Consider the following 15,846-nt stretch of genomic DNA (forward strand, 5'->3'; position numbering starts at 1 on the left):
AAATGTATCCATTTCAAGTTCTTAATTTCAATTTAAGATTTTCCAATCATCTGCGTCCGATGTTTTGGAGACAAGGCCTTGGCCACATTCTCGGACTAGCATCCTGGTCGGGCTTTGGCGCAAGCCTGACACTTGGAGCCGCGCTCCCGTGGCTATACGGCGAGCCGTGTTCGAGTGCGTCCACCTCCTATGCACAAGCCAAGCTGAAGATGTGCACTAGCCAGGAACTCGCCAGCGTCTTCGACGCCATCATGCTGGCCGGATCTGCCTTTCTCATCCTTGCCCTGCTCTGCAGGCTTGCGCGCAGCGCGGAACGTCGCCGCGAGGAAGCCATTCGCTTGCGTAAAATTCGTGTCCGAGAAAACCATACCGAGCGCCTGCGGGTGCATACCAATCGACGCTGGCCCGACGACACCTGAATCTTTGGACTGGAAGCCTGCGGCCACGCGCTTTAACGCTGGGCAGATCGGATCCCCGGCAACGACCGGCAAAGAGGTGACAGGCGCGCAATGTGTGGAATTATCGGCATCGTCGGCAAGGAAGAGGTGGCGGACCGTCTGGTCGATGGCCTGCGCCGGATGGAATACCGCGGCTATGACAGCGCCGGGATCTGCACGGTGGACGCTGGCCAGCTGGTAAGGCGCCGCGCGGAAGGCAAGCTGGCCAACCTCGTGCACGAACTCGCCGGTAATCCGGCCCCGGGCCTCATCGGCATCGCCCACACCCGCTGGGCCACTCATGGCGCCCCCACCGCGGCCAACGCCCACCCCCACGCAACCGATACGCTGGCACTGGTCCACAACGGGATCATCGAGAACTTCCGTCCTTTGCGCGAATCACTCGAATCGCGCGGACGCACGTTCGAAAGCCAGACCGACACCGAAGTCGTCGCCCATCTGGTATCCGAACAGGTCGAGGCCGGCCTCTCGCCGCAGGACGCGGTCAAGGCGGCCCTGCCCCAGCTGCGCGGTGCCTTCGCGCTGGCCATCGCCTTTCGCGAACATCCCGACATGCTGATCGGTGCGCGGCTCGGCTCTCCGCTTGTCGTGGGATACGGCGAGGGCGAAACCTACCTCGGCTCCGACGCGCTCGCCCTTGCTCCGCTGACCCAGCGCATCACCTACCTCGAAGAAGGCGACTGGGTCGTCATCACCCGCGACGGCGCGCAGATCTTCGATGCACAGAACCATCCTGTCGAGCGCGCGGTGGTCACCTCGGGCGCCTCGGCCGTGGCGATCGAGAAGGGCAACTACCGCCACTTCATGCAAAAGGAAATCTTCGAGCAGCCCACCGTCGTCGCCCAGACACTGTCGAGCTACATCCGCCAGGTCTCCCAGTCGGTCACCCTGCCGCAGATGGACTTTGACCTCGGCGGCATCAACCGCATCACCATCGTCGCCTGCGGCACGAGCTACTACGCAGGCATGGTCGCCAAGTACTGGATCGAGACCTTCGCGCGCATTCCCGTCGACATCGATGTCGCCTCCGAATTCCGCTACCGCGACCCGGTGCTCGAACCCGGCGGCCTTTCGCTGTTCATCTCGCAATCGGGCGAGACGGCCGACACGCTGGCCGCGCTACGCCATTGCAAGGCCGAAGGGCAGACCATCGCAGTCGTCGTCAACGTGCCCACCAGCACCATGGCGCGCGAGGCGGACCTGCTCCTGCCGACCTATGCCGGGCCCGAGATCGGCGTGGCCTCGACCAAGGCCTTCACCTGCCAGCTCTCCGTCCTCGCCGCGCTGGCTGCACGTCTCGCGGTCCTGCGCGGACGCATGGACAGGGACGAGGAAGCGCAGGTCGTCACCCACCTCGTGGAAGCGCCTGCCCGCCTCAACGCCGCGCTCGACCACGACGACGAGATCGCGCAGATGGCGCATCTCATCGCCCCTGCCCGCGATGTCCTCTACCTCGGCCGTGGTCCGGATTTTCCCCTGGCGCTCGAAGGCGCCCTGAAATTGAAGGAAATCAGCTACATTCACGCCGAAGGTTATGCATCGGGTGAAATGAAGCACGGCCCCATCGCGCTGATCGACGAGGCCGTTCCGGTCATTGTCCTTGCCCCGTCCGGACCGCTCTTCGAAAAGACGGTCAGCAACATGCAGGAAGTGCGCGCGCGCGGCGGCAAGGTCGTCCTGATCTCGGATGCCGAGGGCATTGCCGAGGCTGGCGAAGGCTGCATCGCCACGATCGAGATGCCCCGCGTTCACCCCCTGATTGCGCCGATCGTCTATGCGGTGCCGGTGCAGCTGCTCGCCTACCACGTGGCCTGCGCAAAGGGCACCGATGTCGACCAGCCCCGCAACCTCGCCAAGAGCGTCACGGTCGAATAACCAGGTCCCGCAAGCACCTCGGACAATCTGCCCAAGGCAATGGTTTGCAATCTTTTACCGCCTGCTAACCGGTTGTCCCTAGGGACACCTTCGTGACGAAGAAAAATTCCCATCAGACCCGCGCCCTTCCCAGCCGTCTGCCCACCCTCGCCATCCTTGGTCTGAGCGACCCCAAGGACGACGAGGGCGACTGGGAGCGGCTGCGCGGCCTCCAGTTCCAGGGGCTGCAGCAGGCCTCGACGATCCGGCGCGTCACCCAGATCACCGCAATGCTGGCCATCGTTGTGATCTGCTTCGGCAAGGTCCCACTCCTCCCCCTCGCAGGATGGTTCGCCGTCTCCGGATTCTCGCTGTGGCATAGCTACACCATGTTCAAGCGCCTCATCGGATCGGATCGGCGCGGCATTTCGCGCAGTGAGATCAACCGCCTGCTTCATGGCGTGGGCCTCAACGCGCTTGCCTGGACCGTGCCGCTGACCACTTTCGGAGGCCTTGGCGACCTCTCCCTGCGCTTCCAGATATGGGCGATCCTCGCCGTCATGCTCACCGCTTCGGCCCTGCTCATGCCGGCCGTGCCGATGGCGGCCCTCTTCTTCGGCGTTCTGATCGGCGGCTCCTCGGCGGTGTTCTTTCTCATCACCGGCTCCTTCGAGATGGCGCTCATCAGCCTTGCCATGGCCGCGATCACGATCTGGGGCGCTATCGAGAGCGCGACCCGCTACCTCAATGCCAAGGTGGCCGAGGCTGGCATCTCCGAGAAGGACGAAGTGGTCTCGATGCTCCTGCGCGAATACGAGGAGAACGAGGCCGACTGGCTGTGGCAGACCGACACCAAGCGCCGGGTCCGGGCGGTCTCGCCGCGCTTCGCCTTCGCGCTCGGCCGCGAGGCCAGCGAGATCGAGGGCATGCCCTTCGTCGAACTGATCGCAGGTGCCAGCTGGCAGGACGATGAGGTTCACCCCAGCCTTCGCGAACTGGCCGAGCGGATCAAGCGCCGGGAAAGCTTCTCCAACCTGCTTGTCCGCGTGACCGTCCAGGGCCGCCCGCGCTGGTGGGAACTGTCCGGCACGCCCAAGCTCGATTCGAACGGAATCTTCACCGGATTTCGCGGCGTCGGCTCGGACGAGACCGAAGCGCGCGAAAGTTCGGACAAGATCGCCTACCTCGCCCGCTACGACGCCCTCACCGGCCTCCCCAACCGGATGATGCTGACCGAAGCGCTGGACGAGGCCCTCACCTACTCGTCCACGTGGCGTACACGCTGTGCCTTCCTGATGATCGACCTCGATCGCTTCAAGGCGGTCAACGATACGCTGGGGCATCTCGTGGGCGACCAGCTCCTGGCCCGGGTCTCGGATCGCATCCGCGAGCAGATGGGTGAGAGCGAGATGTGCGGACGCCTGGGCGGTGACGAATTCGCCATCGTGATGCGCGATGTGTCCGATGCCGGCCGGGTCTCCATCCTCGCGCGCCGCGTGATCGACCGGCTTGCCCAGCCCTACGAGATCGACAACCACACCCTCTACGTCGGTGCCTCGATCGGATCGGCCTGTGGCCCCCAGGACGGCGCGGATGTCGAGACGCTGATGCGCAACGCCGACCTTGCACTTTACCGCGCCAAGGACCTGGGCGGCAACGTGCACCACCGCTACGAACCCGCGCTCCACGCCCATGCCGAGGAACGCCGCAAGCTCGAATCCGCCTTGCGTCATGCGCTTGAACGCAACGAATTCGTGCTGAACTTCCAGCCCGTCGTCGACGCCACCGACGAAAGCGTCGTGAGCTTCGAGGCCCTCGTGCGCTGGCACAGCCGCGAACACGGTTTCGTCAGCCCGGCCAAGTTCATTCCGCTTGCCGAAGACACCTGCCTCATCGTCCCCATCGGCGAATGGGTGCTGCGCGAGGCCTGTCGCCAGGCCGTGAACTGGCCCGAGAACGTACGCGTCGCCGTCAATGTCTCGGGCGAACAGCTGCTCGATTCGAACTTCGCGACAAGCGTGGTCAACGCGCTGGCCGAAAGCGGCCTCGCCCCGAACCGGCTCGAGATCGAGGTCACCGAAAGCATCTTCCTGCGCGACGGCACGACCGCAAACCACGTCCTCGAACGCATCATGGCGCTGGGCTGCGGGGTCGCGCTTGACGACTTCGGGACCGGCTATTCCTCGCTCGGATACCTTCGCAAGCTGCGCTTCTCGACGATCAAGGTCGACCGCTCCTTCGTGCAGAGCGCGGCCACCGGCAACGCCGAGAGCATCGCCATCATCCGCGCCGTGGTTGCCATGGCCGAGAGCCTCGACATGTCGACGACCGCCGAAGGTGCCGAGACCGAGCACGAAGTGCAGCTGATCCGCGAGCTGGGCTGCCGCAAGATCCAGGGCTACTTCTTCGGCCGCCCGATGAGCGCCGAGGATGCGCGCGCGCTCTTCCAGAACCCCCACTACCTTGAACGCCAGAGCGTCGCCTGACCAGGGGCGGCCCTGACCACAACGAAAAACCGCCCGGAAAGCAGAGCTTTCCGGGCGGTTTTTCGTGTCGTTCAGGAAGTCGCGGTCAGGCGCCGATGAGGCTCTTGATCGCGCTTTCGAACAGCGCGCGGCCATCGCTGCCGCCGTGGGTATCCTCGATCGCGCGCTCGGGGTGCGGCATCATGCCAAGGACGTTGCCCTTGGCGTTCAGGACACCCGCAATCGCGCGGGCCGAGCCGTTGATGTCCTCGGCGTAGCGGAAGGCCACCTGGCCTTCGCCCTCAAGACGGTCGAGGGTTGCATCGTCGGCGAAGTAGTTGCCGTCATGGTGCGCGACAGGGATCGAGATCTCCTGGCCTGCGCTGTAGCCCGAGGTGAACAGCGAGGTCGCGTTCTCGACCTTGAGCGTAACGTCACGGCACACGAAGCGGATCACCGAGTTGCGCAGCAGTGCGCCGGGCAGGAGGCCGCTTTCGGTCAGCACCTGGAAGCCGTTGCACACGCCCAGCACCGGCACGCCCTTGTCGGCAGCCGCAATGACCGCCTGCATGATCGGTGAACGCGAGGCGATCGCGCCGCAGCGCAGGTAATCACCGTAAGAGAAGCCACCGGGAAGCGCGATGAAATCGAGCCCTTCCGGCAGATCGGAATCCCCGTGCCACACGCGGGTGCACGCTTCTCCCGAGACCTTCTCCAGAGCCACCGCCATGTCGCGGTCGCAGTTGGAGCCCGGGAACGTGATGACGGCCGAGCGGAACGCCATCAGGCGGCCACCTTCTCGATGCGGTAGTTCTCGATCACCATGTTGGCGAGGAGCTTCTTGCACATGTCGTCGAGCGCTTCGTCGGAGACGCCCTCCTCGACATCGAGCTCGATCAGGCGACCGGCCCGCACGTCGTTGACGCCCGAGAAGCCGAGCCCTTCGAGCGAGTGGTGGATCGCGCGGCCCTGCGGATCGAGGACACCGGGCTTGAGGCTGACGTGGACGCGGACTTTCATCACGGGGGCCTTTCGCTGAATGCGGCAGATTCGGTAAAATGGGCCTATGGCCTCGCTTGCCCCCCGGGGCAAGGGCGCTTGCGCGCTTTTGATCGTTGAATGCGCGCGCGGTTGGTGCCATCCGGACCGGGCCCGTGCCATGCGGGTCCCTTGTGGAGGCCTTCGCGATGCCCATTTCCTTTGCCGACCAGGTTGCCATCGTCACCGGCGCCGGAACCGGCCTTGGTCGCGCCTACGCGCTGGAACTGGCGCGGCGCGGCGCGAAGGTGCTCGTGAACGACCTCGGCTCCTCGCCCGATGGGCGCGGCGGCTCGGACAGTGCGGCTCGCGTGGTCGAGGAGATCCGTGCGATGGGCGGCGAGGCGCTGGCCGATTCGGGCGATGTCTCCGACTTTGCCCAGATGGAAGCCATGGCTGCACGCGCGCAGGCAGCCTGGGGCGCGATCCATATCCTCATCAACAATGCGGGCACCTTGCGCGACCGCACCTTCCACAAGATGGACATGGCCGACTTCGAGGCGGTGGTGCGCGTGAACCTGCTGGGCAGCGCCTATGCCACCAAGGCGGTCTGGGCGACCATGCGCGAGCAGGCCTATGGCCGGGTGCTGATGACAACCTCCTCGACTGGGCTCGGCGGCAATTTCGGCCAGGCCAACTACGGCGCGGCCAAGGCCGGTGTGCTGGGCCTTGCCCGCACCTTGCGCCTTGAGGGTGCCAAGTACGACATCCGCGTCAATTCGATTGCGCCCACGGCCGGAACCCGCCTGACCGCCGATATCTTCCCGGATGAGGCTTATGACGCCTTCAGCCCCGAGACCGTGGTTCCGGCGGCCCTTTTCCTCGTCTCGCGCGATGCCCCGAGCGACGCGGTCATCGGCGCGAGCGGCGGCGTGTTCCAGAGCGCCTACGTCACCATGAACGAAGGCGTGCTGCTGTCACCCGAGGACTGCACGCCCGAAGCCATCACCGCGGCCTGGGACGAGATCGACACGCACCGGGGCCTGCGGGTGCTGGAAAACGGCATGGAGCAATCGCACCGCGCGCTCTCACGCCTCAGCCGTAAAGGTTAGTCGACGACCTTGAGCAGCTTGCGTTCCAGTGGGCTGAGGACGCCGGACAGTTCGTGCCCGCGCTTCAGTACCTGGCCCGATTCGCCAAAAAGCGTCCACATGCCCTGCTTGCCTCGCAGCGCAGGCCGCTTCTCGATCCGCGCCTGGGGCCGTTCGGCCGCGCGGCGAAACGCGGAGAAGTGCGCCGCATCCTTCTCGAAGTTCATCGCGTAGTCACGCCAGAACCCGGCCGCGACCATGCGGCCATAGAGGTTCAGGATCTTCTGCAGTTCGCAGCGGTCGAACGCGATCTGGAGAGGCCTGCGCCCGGGGAACGCGACGATACTGGCATCTGGAGTGTTCGAATTTCCAACAGGTCCCGACACGCGCGCGCTCAAACTCCCTTGCAGGCCGGTTCACTGGGCGTCTGGGCCGCACGCTCGAGCGCTTCGTGCGCCGCGCCCAGGGCCTGGGTCATCATCGCCACTTCCTTGCGCAGCGCCTCGATCTGCTCTTCCAGTTCATCCACGCGCTGGTTGGGCGCCGGCTCGCACGGTTCGCGGCAGGGCGTGCCATAAGGCATGAACTTCTTGGAGTAGGTTTCGGCCGTCACCAGTGTGGAGCGGGCCTTGACGCCGATCATGGTCGCGCCTTCGGGCACGCTCTCGGTCACCACCGCGCTCGCACCGATGCGCGCTCGCTTACCGATGGTAACAGGCCCGATGATCTGCGCGCCCGAACCGACGATGACATTGTCTTCCAGGGTCGGGTGGCGCTTGCCCCCCACACCGTTGGTCGGGTTCGAGCCGCCCAGCGTCACGCACTGGTAGATCGTGACGTTGTCGCCGATATGCGCGGTCTCCCCGATCACGGTAAAGCCGTGGTCGATGAAGAAGTTCTTGCCGATGGTCGCACCCGGATGGATGTCGATTGCGGTCATGAAGCGCGAAAAGTGGTTCACCGCGCGCGCGAGGAAGAAGAGCCGCGCGTTGAAAAGCCGGTGCGAGATCTTGTGGAAGAACAACGCCCAGACGCCCGGATAGAGCAGGACTTCCCAACGCGACCGCGGCGCAGGATCGCGCGCGACTACGGAATCGAGGTAACGGACGAGTTTTCCCAACATGGCCCGAATCTCCCATCAATCGGTGTGCGATGCAAGTTCCGGCCACGAAAGCCCCTGCACGCGGGTCTCAGGATCAGGTCTGGGCGCTCTTGCCGAACTCGGCCAGTGCCTCGCGCCAGATCGCCAGAGTGGGCGGTTGCTTACGCTCGAGACTGAGCCGGTCGATGGCCGCGACCAGACGTTCGGCACCCAGATGGCTACGCACGGCCCTGGGTACAAGATAGGCACTTGCCGAAGGGTCGAGAACGAGGTGGCGCATCTGCGCGTGAACGTCGATCAGCTCGGCGAGCATCTCGTCGTCCGGCTCCTCGATTTCCAGCTGGAGCGCCGCGCCCAGGCGCGAAGCGAGATCGGGCAGGCCGACGTGCCACAGCCCGTCGTTCTTCTTTGCCCGGGACCTTGCAGGCGCCTTGGGCTTGGCCGCAGCCTTGGCTTTCCCCTTCTTCTGGGGCGCACGCTTGCGGTTGGTGATGAGGAGCAGCGCCTGGCCGGTTTCCTGCGCGCGGTTCCAGGCGTGGAACAGCACATCCTCGTCCACCGTCTCGGCGTTGTCGATCACAACGCCGCCCCCGCCATCGGCAAACCAGTTGCCCAGCAGCGACTTGCCCGAACGTGGCGGGCCATAGAGAATCGCAGTGTGGAAGGGCCAGCGGCCCGGATCGGTCAGCGCGTCGATGGCGGCCGCGTTGGCCTCGCCCACCACGATACGCGGCGGGCTGTCGCTCGAGGCGGACAGCGGAAGGGCAATCTGCTTGGGCATATGGTGGACCTACCGCGAAATCCGGATGGTCGCGCCCGAACCGGACACCTGCCAACCCTGCGCCCGCAAGGCGCTGGCGAGGCGTTCCGAACCGCCCCGCACCGAGACCCGCATGACCGAGGTCCCCCCCGATCGCGAGGCTGACCGTGGCCGCGCCCTCGACGCCGGGCACACCGCGCACGGCGGCAAGGCCTGCATCGACCGCGGCGGCATCGGGCGTCACGAACTGGACATTGACCGTTTCCACCGGCGCTCCTGCAGGCTCCTCGGTCACGAGAGTCGGGGCCTGCGGCACGGCGGGCTCGGCGACGGGCATTTCAGGGACAGCACCGCCGGGCAGAAGCTTCTCGCGAAGCTGTGCGAACGCACGCTCCAGCGGCGCGTTGCCGCCCGTCAGGGTCGAATCGGGCTTGAGCTCGCCGCGGGCCAGCGCCTCGCGGTAGAGACCGTCCATACGCTCGACCGCCTGGTCCATCATGTCGGGCAGAGCCTGCTCGGACGGCGCTTCAAGGCTGAAACTGCAAGATAGGTGTTATCCGGGCCATAGCGCGCGGTGAAGGTGCCCTTGACCGGGCCACCCGGCCACTGCCGTTCCAGGCGCGCCATGGGCATCAGTACGTCCGAGGCGTCGAACTGCCCCAGAATCGTGCGCCACCACAGGCGACTGCGCCGACCAGGCTGCCCGGCCGTCAGGATGAGCGATTCGCCGCCGGCGCCCGAAGGACGGACATAGTCGACCGGAGTCGCGGCGGCCTGGAACTCGGCCCAGGCGCGCTGCCAGGGGCCGCGCACCTCGAAGACCTGCTGTACGCCGCCCGAATAGAGCACGGGAATCACCAGCAAGGGCGCCGAACGCGCGACGCTGCCCGCACCGCCGACGTACTGGCTCGATTTCGCCTTGTCGAAGATCACGCCCAGCGTCGCAATGTAGCGGTGCGGGCCGACCTGCTCCTTCTCGATCACGACCGAAGAGACCATCGCGTCAATCGATTCGGTGGGCATGTCGGGGCCGCCCAGCTTCTTCCAGGCGAGATTTTGCGCTTCCTTCCAGCCCTTCAGGCGCGCTTCCGCGCCGGTCTTGCCGGTGACGTCCACGGTGATTCCATCGACCTGGATATCCGCGGAGTTGGCGAGAGGCGGGATACCGCGATCGCCTTCGACCTGCGCGACAAGGCTGGAAACGCCCAGTCCGCCAAGGCCCAGCACGGCCGTGCCAGCCAGCACATAACCTAGCGTTTTGCGCGAGATAAAGCCCGCGCCCGTGCGGTCGGGCCGCGGTGAGAAGGAGGAAATCGATCGTGTCATTTTCAAAACCGTGGGCCTTTTGCCCAAACGGGAATGGAAATCCAAGTCACAAAGCATTATGCGGCCGCAATGTCCGACGATAACTCTCAGAAGAGCTACTCCTACGAGCAGGCCGGTGTGTCGATCGCCGCCGGCAATGCGCTCGTCAAAGCCATCGCACCGATGGCGCGTGCCACCGCCCGTCCGGGCGCCGATGCCGACCTGGGCGGCTTCGGAGGCTTCTTCGACCCCAAGGCAGCCGGGTACAAGGACCCGCTGCTGGTCGCCGCGAACGACGGCGTGGGTACGAAGGTCAAGCTGGCCATCGACCATGACCGCCACGACCACATCGGCATCGACCTTGTCGCCATGTGCGTGAACGACCTTATCGTCCAGGGCGCCGAGCCCCTCTTCTTCCTTGATTACTTCGCCACCGGAAAACTCGAGAACGGCGTTGCCGAGCGCGTCGTCGCGGGCATTGCCGAGGGCTGCAAGATTTCGGGTTGCGCGCTCATCGGCGGCGAAACCGCCGAGATGCCGGGCATGTACGCGGCCGGTGACTACGACCTCGCCGGCTTCTGCGTCGGTGCCGTGGAACGCGGCGAACAGCTGACCGGCGAGAAGGTCCAGGAAGGCGACGTCCTCCTCGGCCTGGCGTCCTCGGGCGTCCATTCGAACGGCTACTCGCTGGTGCGCCGCCTCGCCGAAGACAAGGGCTGGAAGCTCGACCGCCCGGCCCTGTTCGACCAGGAAACCCTGCTGATCGACGCGCTGATCGCGCCCACGCGCATCTACGTGAAGAGCCTGCTGCCGTTCATCCGTTCGGGCCGCATCCACGCGCTGGCGCACATCACCGGCGGTGGCCTCCTTGAAAACATCCCGCGCGTCCTGCCCAAGGGCCTTCATGCCCGCATCGATGCCGACGCCTGGACGCAGCCGCGCCTGATGGCCTTCCTCCAGGCCCAGGGTAACATCGAGCCCGCCGAGATGGCCCGCACCTTCAACTGCGGCATCGGCATGGTCCTGGCCGTCAGCGCCGACGAGGCTGCCTCGCTCAAGAGCGACCTCGAAGCCGCGGGCGAGACCGTCCACGTCATCGGCGCCATCGAGGCCGGCGAAAAGGGCTGCACCGTGCAAGGGTCGGCCGAAGCCTGGTCCGCGCGCGAGCCCTGGCAGGCCGTACACCTTGGCTGACACCCCCGGCGTTTCCGGCGCGCAGGCAGGCATCGAGAAGGCAAAGGTCGCCGTGCTCATATCGGGCAGCGGCACCAACATGGCCGCCCTTCTCTATGCCAGCCGCGCGGCGGACTGCCCTTACGAGATCGTGCTGGTCGCCTCGAACGATCCGGAGGCCAAGGGACTTGCCCTGGCCGCCGCCGAGGGCGTGGCGACCTTTGCCCATTCGCACAAGGGCATGAAGCGCGCCGAGCACGATGCCGTCATGGACAAGGCCATCCGCGACAGCGGGGCCGAATGGGTCGCGCTCGCGGGCTACATGCGTATCCTGACACCCGGCTTCGTGTCGGGCTGGGCGGACCGGATGGTCAACATCCACCCCTCGCTCCTGCCCAAGTACACGGGCCTTCACACCCATGAACGCGCGATCGAGGCGGGCGACAGCCATGGCGGCGTTACCGTCCACCTCGTCACCGCCGAACTCGACGACGGTCCGATCCTGGGCCAGACGCCGGTGGCCATCGTGCCCGGCGACACACCCGACACACTGGGCGCTCGCGTCCTCATCGCCGAGCACCAGCTCTATTCACGCTGCCTGGCGAAGCTCGTCAGCCGCGAGCGCGATCCTGCCTGGCTGCTCGAACGGGTCCGCGAACTGGCGCTCACGCTGCCCGAGGCGGAAGAACGCGAATCGCACGGCAGCCCGGGATGGCGCGTGGGCGGCAAGTACTTCGCCCACTTCAACGACCAACACCACGGCACTCCGCACATCGCCCTCCTCGCGCGCACCAGCGGCGTGGACGAGATCGAGACACTGACAGAGCGCAACCCCGAAGCCTATTTCAAGCCCGCCTATTACGGCGCGTCGGGCTGGGTCGGGGTCATCCTCAATCGTCCGGGCGTGGACTGGGACAGCGTGCGCGAATGGCTCGAACGCAGCTGGCGCAGCGCCGCTCCCAAGCGGCTGACGCGCCTGCAGGAAGCCGCCGAGGAATTCTAGGCACGGGGTTTTGCGGGGAGCGCTGCACGCGTCGCCCCGTGCCCACTTACGGCAGGATCGCGTGGTCCTGGTGGCTCCTTGCGGCCAGTTGCCGCTCTTGTACGGCCGCCCTCTGGCGGGCCTCTTCGTCGCCCTTGGCGTCAGCCTGCGCCAGGTGCGAAAAGGCGAACGAGGCCAGGAACGACAGCAAACCTACACTCACGAACGTCTTTACGTGCATCGATGCCCCATCCGGCCCGCACTCACAGGCCACCTGCTTGTCTCCCCCTTTTGCATCTCAGCCCGCGCGCACGACGCGAAGTGAAAACTTGTTCACCCGCCCGCGCGACCCACGCCCACGAAAAAGGGGCCACCCTTGCGGGCAGCCCCCTTTGCAGCCGTCATCAGACGGGTCGGAACGCTGGCTGAAAACCTGCGTCCCTGACCAATCAGCCGACGATTTCTTCGGGCTTGAAGAAGTAGGCGATCTCGATCGCCGCGTTCTCGTCCGAGTCCGAACCGTGGGCCGAGTTGGCTTCGATCGATTCGGCGAAGGTCTTGCGGATGGTGCCTTCGGCAGCGTCGGCCGGGTTCGTGGCGCCCATCACGTCGCGGTTGGCCTTGACGGCGTCTTCGCCCTCGAGAACTTGCACGACCACGGGACCCGAGATCATGAACGAGACGAGGTCGTTGAAGAACGGACGCTCAGCGTGGACCGCGTAGAAGCCCTCGGCCTGTTCCTTGGTCATCTGGATGCGCTTCGAAGCAACGACGCGCAGGCCGGCATCTTCGAGCATCTTGGTGATCGCGCCGGTGAGGTTGCGGCGGGTAGCGTCGGGCTTGATGATCGAGAACGTGCGGGTAACCGCCATGGGATCTGTCCTTGAAAAGTGAACGGGGGAACTGTTGCGCGCGCCACTAGCCCGCTTCGCGGCGCTTCGCAAGAACAGGTTCACGCACGCGCCCTATTCACGAGCGGTCTACTTGGGCAGCACAGCTGCGATCGCAGAGCTCAGTCGGCGTCCAGCCACCGTCCTCGCGCCGCCCGGATCCCGCTGCCCGCGCCTGCCCGGAGAGGAGATTGGAGGGAAAATCGGGCGAGAGGCTGCGCTCCAGCTTGCGGCACAGCACCGCATGTTCCAGCAGCGCGCTGGATACCCCGCGCAACCAGCCTTCGTGCAGCGCCATCTCTCCGGTGAGCAGACGGCCCACGCTGCGTTCCGAGCACCCCAGGATCTGCGCCACGGCACGCACGCCGCCAAGCGCCTCGACCGCGCGGGTAAAGAGGGTAAGCTGTTCCTGGGAAGTCATGAAATTCAGGCCCTTGTCGCCGCGCCGGGATATCCGCCGCGCTGGCATGTTCGCCGCGCGGGGAGTTGGACCCGAAGGCCAGCCAAGCGCAGGGCAGCCTGTGGGCACCGGCTGCGCCAATGTCAATCGGCGGGCGTGCCGCTATCCTGATCGGCGTCGCCTTCCCCCGCCTTGCCAAGCTTTGCACCGCCCGCACCGAGCATCAGCCCGAGAAGAAGGCCCAGCGCGATATTGTCGAAGATCACGCCGACGACGAGACCGCCCACGACGCCCAGCGAGAAACGGGTCGATGCTTTCCTGATCATGGCGATTGCCCCCTGCCCATCCAGTTGGGGGCAACAGAGCGGACACGTGCGCCTGCGTCAAGACAGGCGCGCGCCCGGCCAGCCTATTCGGACGCCTTCTTCGCCCAGCGTCCGTCTTCCTGTGCCCAGTATTCCTTCGTCACGCCGTCGCGGCCCCGCAGGTCCTTCCAGACCTGCCGGGCCTCCTGAAGCGTGTCATTGTCGAACAGATAGAAGACACGCTCGAAAGGAGCCTCCCCTTCGCCTTCGCGCCAGTGCCCGTCGGCCAGGAACAGGAAGCGTGCGCCGTTGGCAGGGGCAACCTCGCCCGACAGGAGAATGGGCTGGCGCTCGGCGTGCGGATCACTCGCCTCTCCGTTGGCGAGGAAGCTTTGCGGGGAGAGCGTCCACAGGCCGCGCGAGATTTCCGCGCGCTGGCGTTCCTCCCCCGAGACGACGAGAACGCGCGCCCCCGCCTCCAGCGACTTCTTCGCCAGAAGCGGGACCACGGCGTGGGCGGGGTCACGGCTGAGCTGGTAGAACATCACGCGCATCGGCCGTGCCCTTCGCCCTTCGCTCAGCCTTCCGCGGTATCGCGGATGAGGCGGTCGAGCAGGCGCACGCCGTAGCCGGTCGCGCCCTTGCCCCAGGTGGCGCCGGGCTTGTCGGCCCAGGCCATCCCTGCGATGTCGAGGTGCGCCCAGGGACGACCCTTGTCGATGAAGCGCAGCAGGTACTGCGCGGCGGTGATCGAACCGCCAAAGCGCGTGCCCACGTTCTTCATGTCGGCAATCGCGCTGTCGAGCTGCTTGTCGTAAGCCGCGCCCATCGGCATGCGCCACACCTTGTCGCCCGATGCGTTGCCCGCCGCATCAAGATCGGCGGCGAGATCATCGTCATTGGTGAACAGGCCCGCGTATTCGTGCGCCAGCGAGATCAGGATCGCGCCGGTCAGAGTCGCCACGTCGAGAATGCGGACCGGGTCGTAGGTCTGCTGCGCGTAGGTCAGGACATCGCACATGACCAGGCGGCCCTCGGCGTCGGTGTTGATGACCTCGACGGTCTGCCCCGACATCGTGGTGACCACGTCACCGGGACGCTGCGCGTTGCCGTCGGGCATGTTCTCGACCAGGCCGCACAGACCGACCACGTTGGCCTTGGCCTTGCGCTTGGCGAGCGCGAGCATGGCACCCGCGACCGCACCGGCGCCGCCCATGTCCCACTTCATGTCTTCCATGCCGCCGGGCTGCTTGAGGCTGATGCCTCCCGTATCGAAGGTCACGCCCTTGCCCACGAAGGCCACCGGCTTGTCGCCCTCGGCGCCGCCATTCCACTCCATGACGAGCAGGCGCGCGGGACGCACCGAGCCCTGCGCGACGCCCAGAAGCGCGCCCATGCCCAGCTCGGCCATTTCAGCATCGTCCAAAACGCGGATGACGAGGCCGCTGCCCTCCATGCGCGCCTGGCAACGCTCGACAAAGCTCTCGGGGTAGATCGTGTTGGCCGGTTCGGTCACCAGTTCGCGGGTAAAGGCGACGCCCTCGGCCACGCCCTTTTCCACGGCCCAGAGCGATTCAGTGCCCTCAGGCGCGCCGACGAGGTCGAGCGAGGTGAGGCTGACCTTCTGCTCGTCCTTGAGAGTGGTGCGGTACTTCGTCCAGGTCCACGAACGCAGCTCGGCACCCGTCAGGGCCGCCACGGCATCCTCAGCCGAGAAACCGGCGCCGGTCAGATCAAAGGCGATGGCTTCCTCGCCCGAAGTCAGGAACCTCGCCGTCACGGCCGCCGCGGCACGCTCGATGGCAGCGCTGCGGTCGGCCGCATCGGGACCACCGATCCCGGCCAGGACCGCGCGCACGGTTGCCCCGCCCCGCTCCACGAACCCGTCGAAGACCTGGCCCGTCTTGCCTGCGAAGCGCGAAAGCTTCGCACCTTCGGCCAGCACCGGCTCGAGATCGGCGGGCACTGCGTCCTGGTTTACGAAGCGGACGACGAGACGCGCGCTGGAGGGGGACGCCGCGTCAAGAAACTGGATCTTCATGAATTCTCCTGAACTCTCACCTTTTTGCAGGTGTACCGCACC

General features: G+C 66.0%; 17 protein-coding genes and 1 pseudogene. 6 read left to right on the forward strand and 12 right to left on the reverse strand.

From position 1 onward, the window contains the following. The 3 genes from MBENS4_RS25975 to MBENS4_RS21620 all read left to right on the forward strand — a co-directional run. Nucleotides 1-419: hypothetical protein (locus MBENS4_RS25975; RefSeq protein WP_159108117.1), on the forward strand; the 419-nt coding region annotated here is incomplete at its 5' end. 90 nt (nucleotides 420-509) lie between these two features. Then, a complete protein-coding gene (gene glmS / locus MBENS4_RS21615) occupies nucleotides 510-2,333 on the forward strand; it encodes a glutamine--fructose-6-phosphate transaminase (isomerizing) (RefSeq protein WP_039394671.1) in 1,824 nt (607 codons plus the stop codon). Nucleotides 2,334-2,425: 92 nt separating this feature from the next. After that, complete coding sequence (locus MBENS4_RS21620; protein WP_039394674.1) at nucleotides 2,426-4,798, forward strand: putative bifunctional diguanylate cyclase/phosphodiesterase; 2,373 nt, start codon at nucleotides 2,426-2,428, stop codon at nucleotides 4,796-4,798. An 85-nt stretch (nucleotides 4,799-4,883) separates the two neighbouring features. On the opposite strand, the gene purQ is transcribed toward MBENS4_RS21620, so the two are convergent. Next, a complete protein-coding gene (gene purQ / locus MBENS4_RS21625) occupies nucleotides 4,884-5,561 on the reverse strand; it encodes a phosphoribosylformylglycinamidine synthase subunit PurQ (protein WP_039394678.1) in 678 nt (225 codons plus the stop codon). After that, on the reverse strand, nucleotides 5,561-5,797 hold the full coding sequence (gene purS, locus MBENS4_RS21630) for a phosphoribosylformylglycinamidine synthase subunit PurS (RefSeq protein WP_039394680.1): 237 nt from the start codon (nucleotides 5,795-5,797) through the stop codon (nucleotides 5,561-5,563). Before purS ends, purQ begins: the two co-directional genes overlap by 1 nt. Before the next feature lie 167 nt (nucleotides 5,798-5,964). Here purS and MBENS4_RS21635 point away from each other — a divergent pair, with 167 nt between their 5' ends. Then, nucleotides 5,965-6,867 carry an SDR family NAD(P)-dependent oxidoreductase gene (locus MBENS4_RS21635; RefSeq protein ID WP_039395836.1) on the forward strand — a complete coding sequence of 301 codons (903 nt, stop codon included), beginning with the start codon at nucleotides 5,965-5,967 and terminating at the stop codon, nucleotides 6,865-6,867. On the opposite strand, the gene MBENS4_RS21640 is transcribed toward MBENS4_RS21635, so the two are convergent. The 4 genes and pseudogenes from MBENS4_RS21640 to MBENS4_RS27690 form a co-directional block, all read right to left on the reverse strand. Next, entirely contained in the window at nucleotides 6,864-7,232 is a 369-nt protein-coding gene (locus MBENS4_RS21640; protein ID WP_242405043.1) for a DUF2794 domain-containing protein, read from the reverse strand. The two genes, MBENS4_RS21635 and MBENS4_RS21640, sit on opposite strands and share 4 nt — an antisense overlap. Before the next feature lie 8 nt (nucleotides 7,233-7,240). Beyond that, a complete protein-coding gene (gene epsC / locus MBENS4_RS21645; RefSeq protein WP_039394683.1) occupies nucleotides 7,241-7,969 on the reverse strand; it encodes a serine O-acetyltransferase EpsC in 729 nt (242 codons plus the stop codon). A 73-nt stretch (nucleotides 7,970-8,042) separates the two neighbouring features. Next, complete coding sequence (locus tag MBENS4_RS21650) at nucleotides 8,043-8,729, reverse strand: ATPase (protein ID WP_039394686.1); 687 nt, start codon at nucleotides 8,727-8,729, stop codon at nucleotides 8,043-8,045. Nucleotides 8,730-8,738: 9 nt separating this feature from the next. Further along, a pseudogene (locus tag MBENS4_RS27690) lies at nucleotides 8,739-10,034 on the reverse strand (heavy-metal-associated domain-containing protein). A gap of 69 nt (nucleotides 10,035-10,103) precedes the next feature. Between MBENS4_RS27690 and purM the strand changes: the two are divergent. Then, on the forward strand, nucleotides 10,104-11,207 hold the full coding sequence (gene purM / locus MBENS4_RS21660; RefSeq protein WP_039394689.1) for a phosphoribosylformylglycinamidine cyclo-ligase: 1,104 nt from the start codon (nucleotides 10,104-10,106) through the stop codon (nucleotides 11,205-11,207). Next, nucleotides 11,200-12,189, forward strand: coding sequence for a phosphoribosylglycinamide formyltransferase (gene purN / locus MBENS4_RS21665; RefSeq protein ID WP_255352689.1), 990 nt, complete (start codon nucleotides 11,200-11,202; stop codon nucleotides 12,187-12,189). Before purM ends, purN begins: the two co-directional genes overlap by 8 nt. 46 nt (nucleotides 12,190-12,235) lie before the next feature. Here the strand turns inward: purN and MBENS4_RS25980 are convergent, their stop codons facing one another. From MBENS4_RS25980 to MBENS4_RS21690, 6 genes are all read right to left on the reverse strand, one after another. Beyond that, nucleotides 12,236-12,409 (reverse strand): hypothetical protein, encoded by a 174-nt coding sequence (locus MBENS4_RS25980; RefSeq protein ID WP_206778147.1) that lies wholly within the window; start codon nucleotides 12,407-12,409, stop codon nucleotides 12,236-12,238. A gap of 208 nt (nucleotides 12,410-12,617) precedes the next feature. Further along, nucleotides 12,618-13,040, reverse strand: a complete 423-nt coding sequence (gene ndk, locus MBENS4_RS21670) for a nucleoside-diphosphate kinase (RefSeq protein WP_039394692.1) — start codon at nucleotides 13,038-13,040, stop codon at nucleotides 12,618-12,620. 97 nt (nucleotides 13,041-13,137) lie between these two features. Beyond that, complete coding sequence (locus MBENS4_RS24420) at nucleotides 13,138-13,479, reverse strand: hypothetical protein (protein ID WP_052322603.1); 342 nt, start codon at nucleotides 13,477-13,479, stop codon at nucleotides 13,138-13,140. 122 nt (nucleotides 13,480-13,601) lie between these two features. Beyond that, nucleotides 13,602-13,784 carry a hypothetical protein gene (locus tag MBENS4_RS21680; RefSeq protein WP_039394695.1) on the reverse strand — a complete coding sequence of 61 codons (183 nt, stop codon included), beginning with the start codon at nucleotides 13,782-13,784 and terminating at the stop codon, nucleotides 13,602-13,604. 83 nt (nucleotides 13,785-13,867) lie between these two features. After that, nucleotides 13,868-14,317 (reverse strand): DNA polymerase III subunit chi, encoded by a 450-nt coding sequence (locus tag MBENS4_RS21685; protein ID WP_039394698.1) that lies wholly within the window; start codon nucleotides 14,315-14,317, stop codon nucleotides 13,868-13,870. A gap of 23 nt (nucleotides 14,318-14,340) precedes the next feature. Next, nucleotides 14,341-15,804, reverse strand: a complete 1,464-nt coding sequence (locus MBENS4_RS21690; RefSeq protein ID WP_039394701.1) for a leucyl aminopeptidase — start codon at nucleotides 15,802-15,804, stop codon at nucleotides 14,341-14,343. Nucleotides 15,805-15,846: the final 42 nt, after the last annotated feature.

Origin of the sequence: Novosphingobium sp. MBES04 (assembly GCF_000813185.1) — a bacterium.
GTDB classification, from domain to species: Bacteria; Pseudomonadota; Alphaproteobacteria; order Sphingomonadales; family Sphingomonadaceae; genus Novosphingobium; species Novosphingobium decolorationis.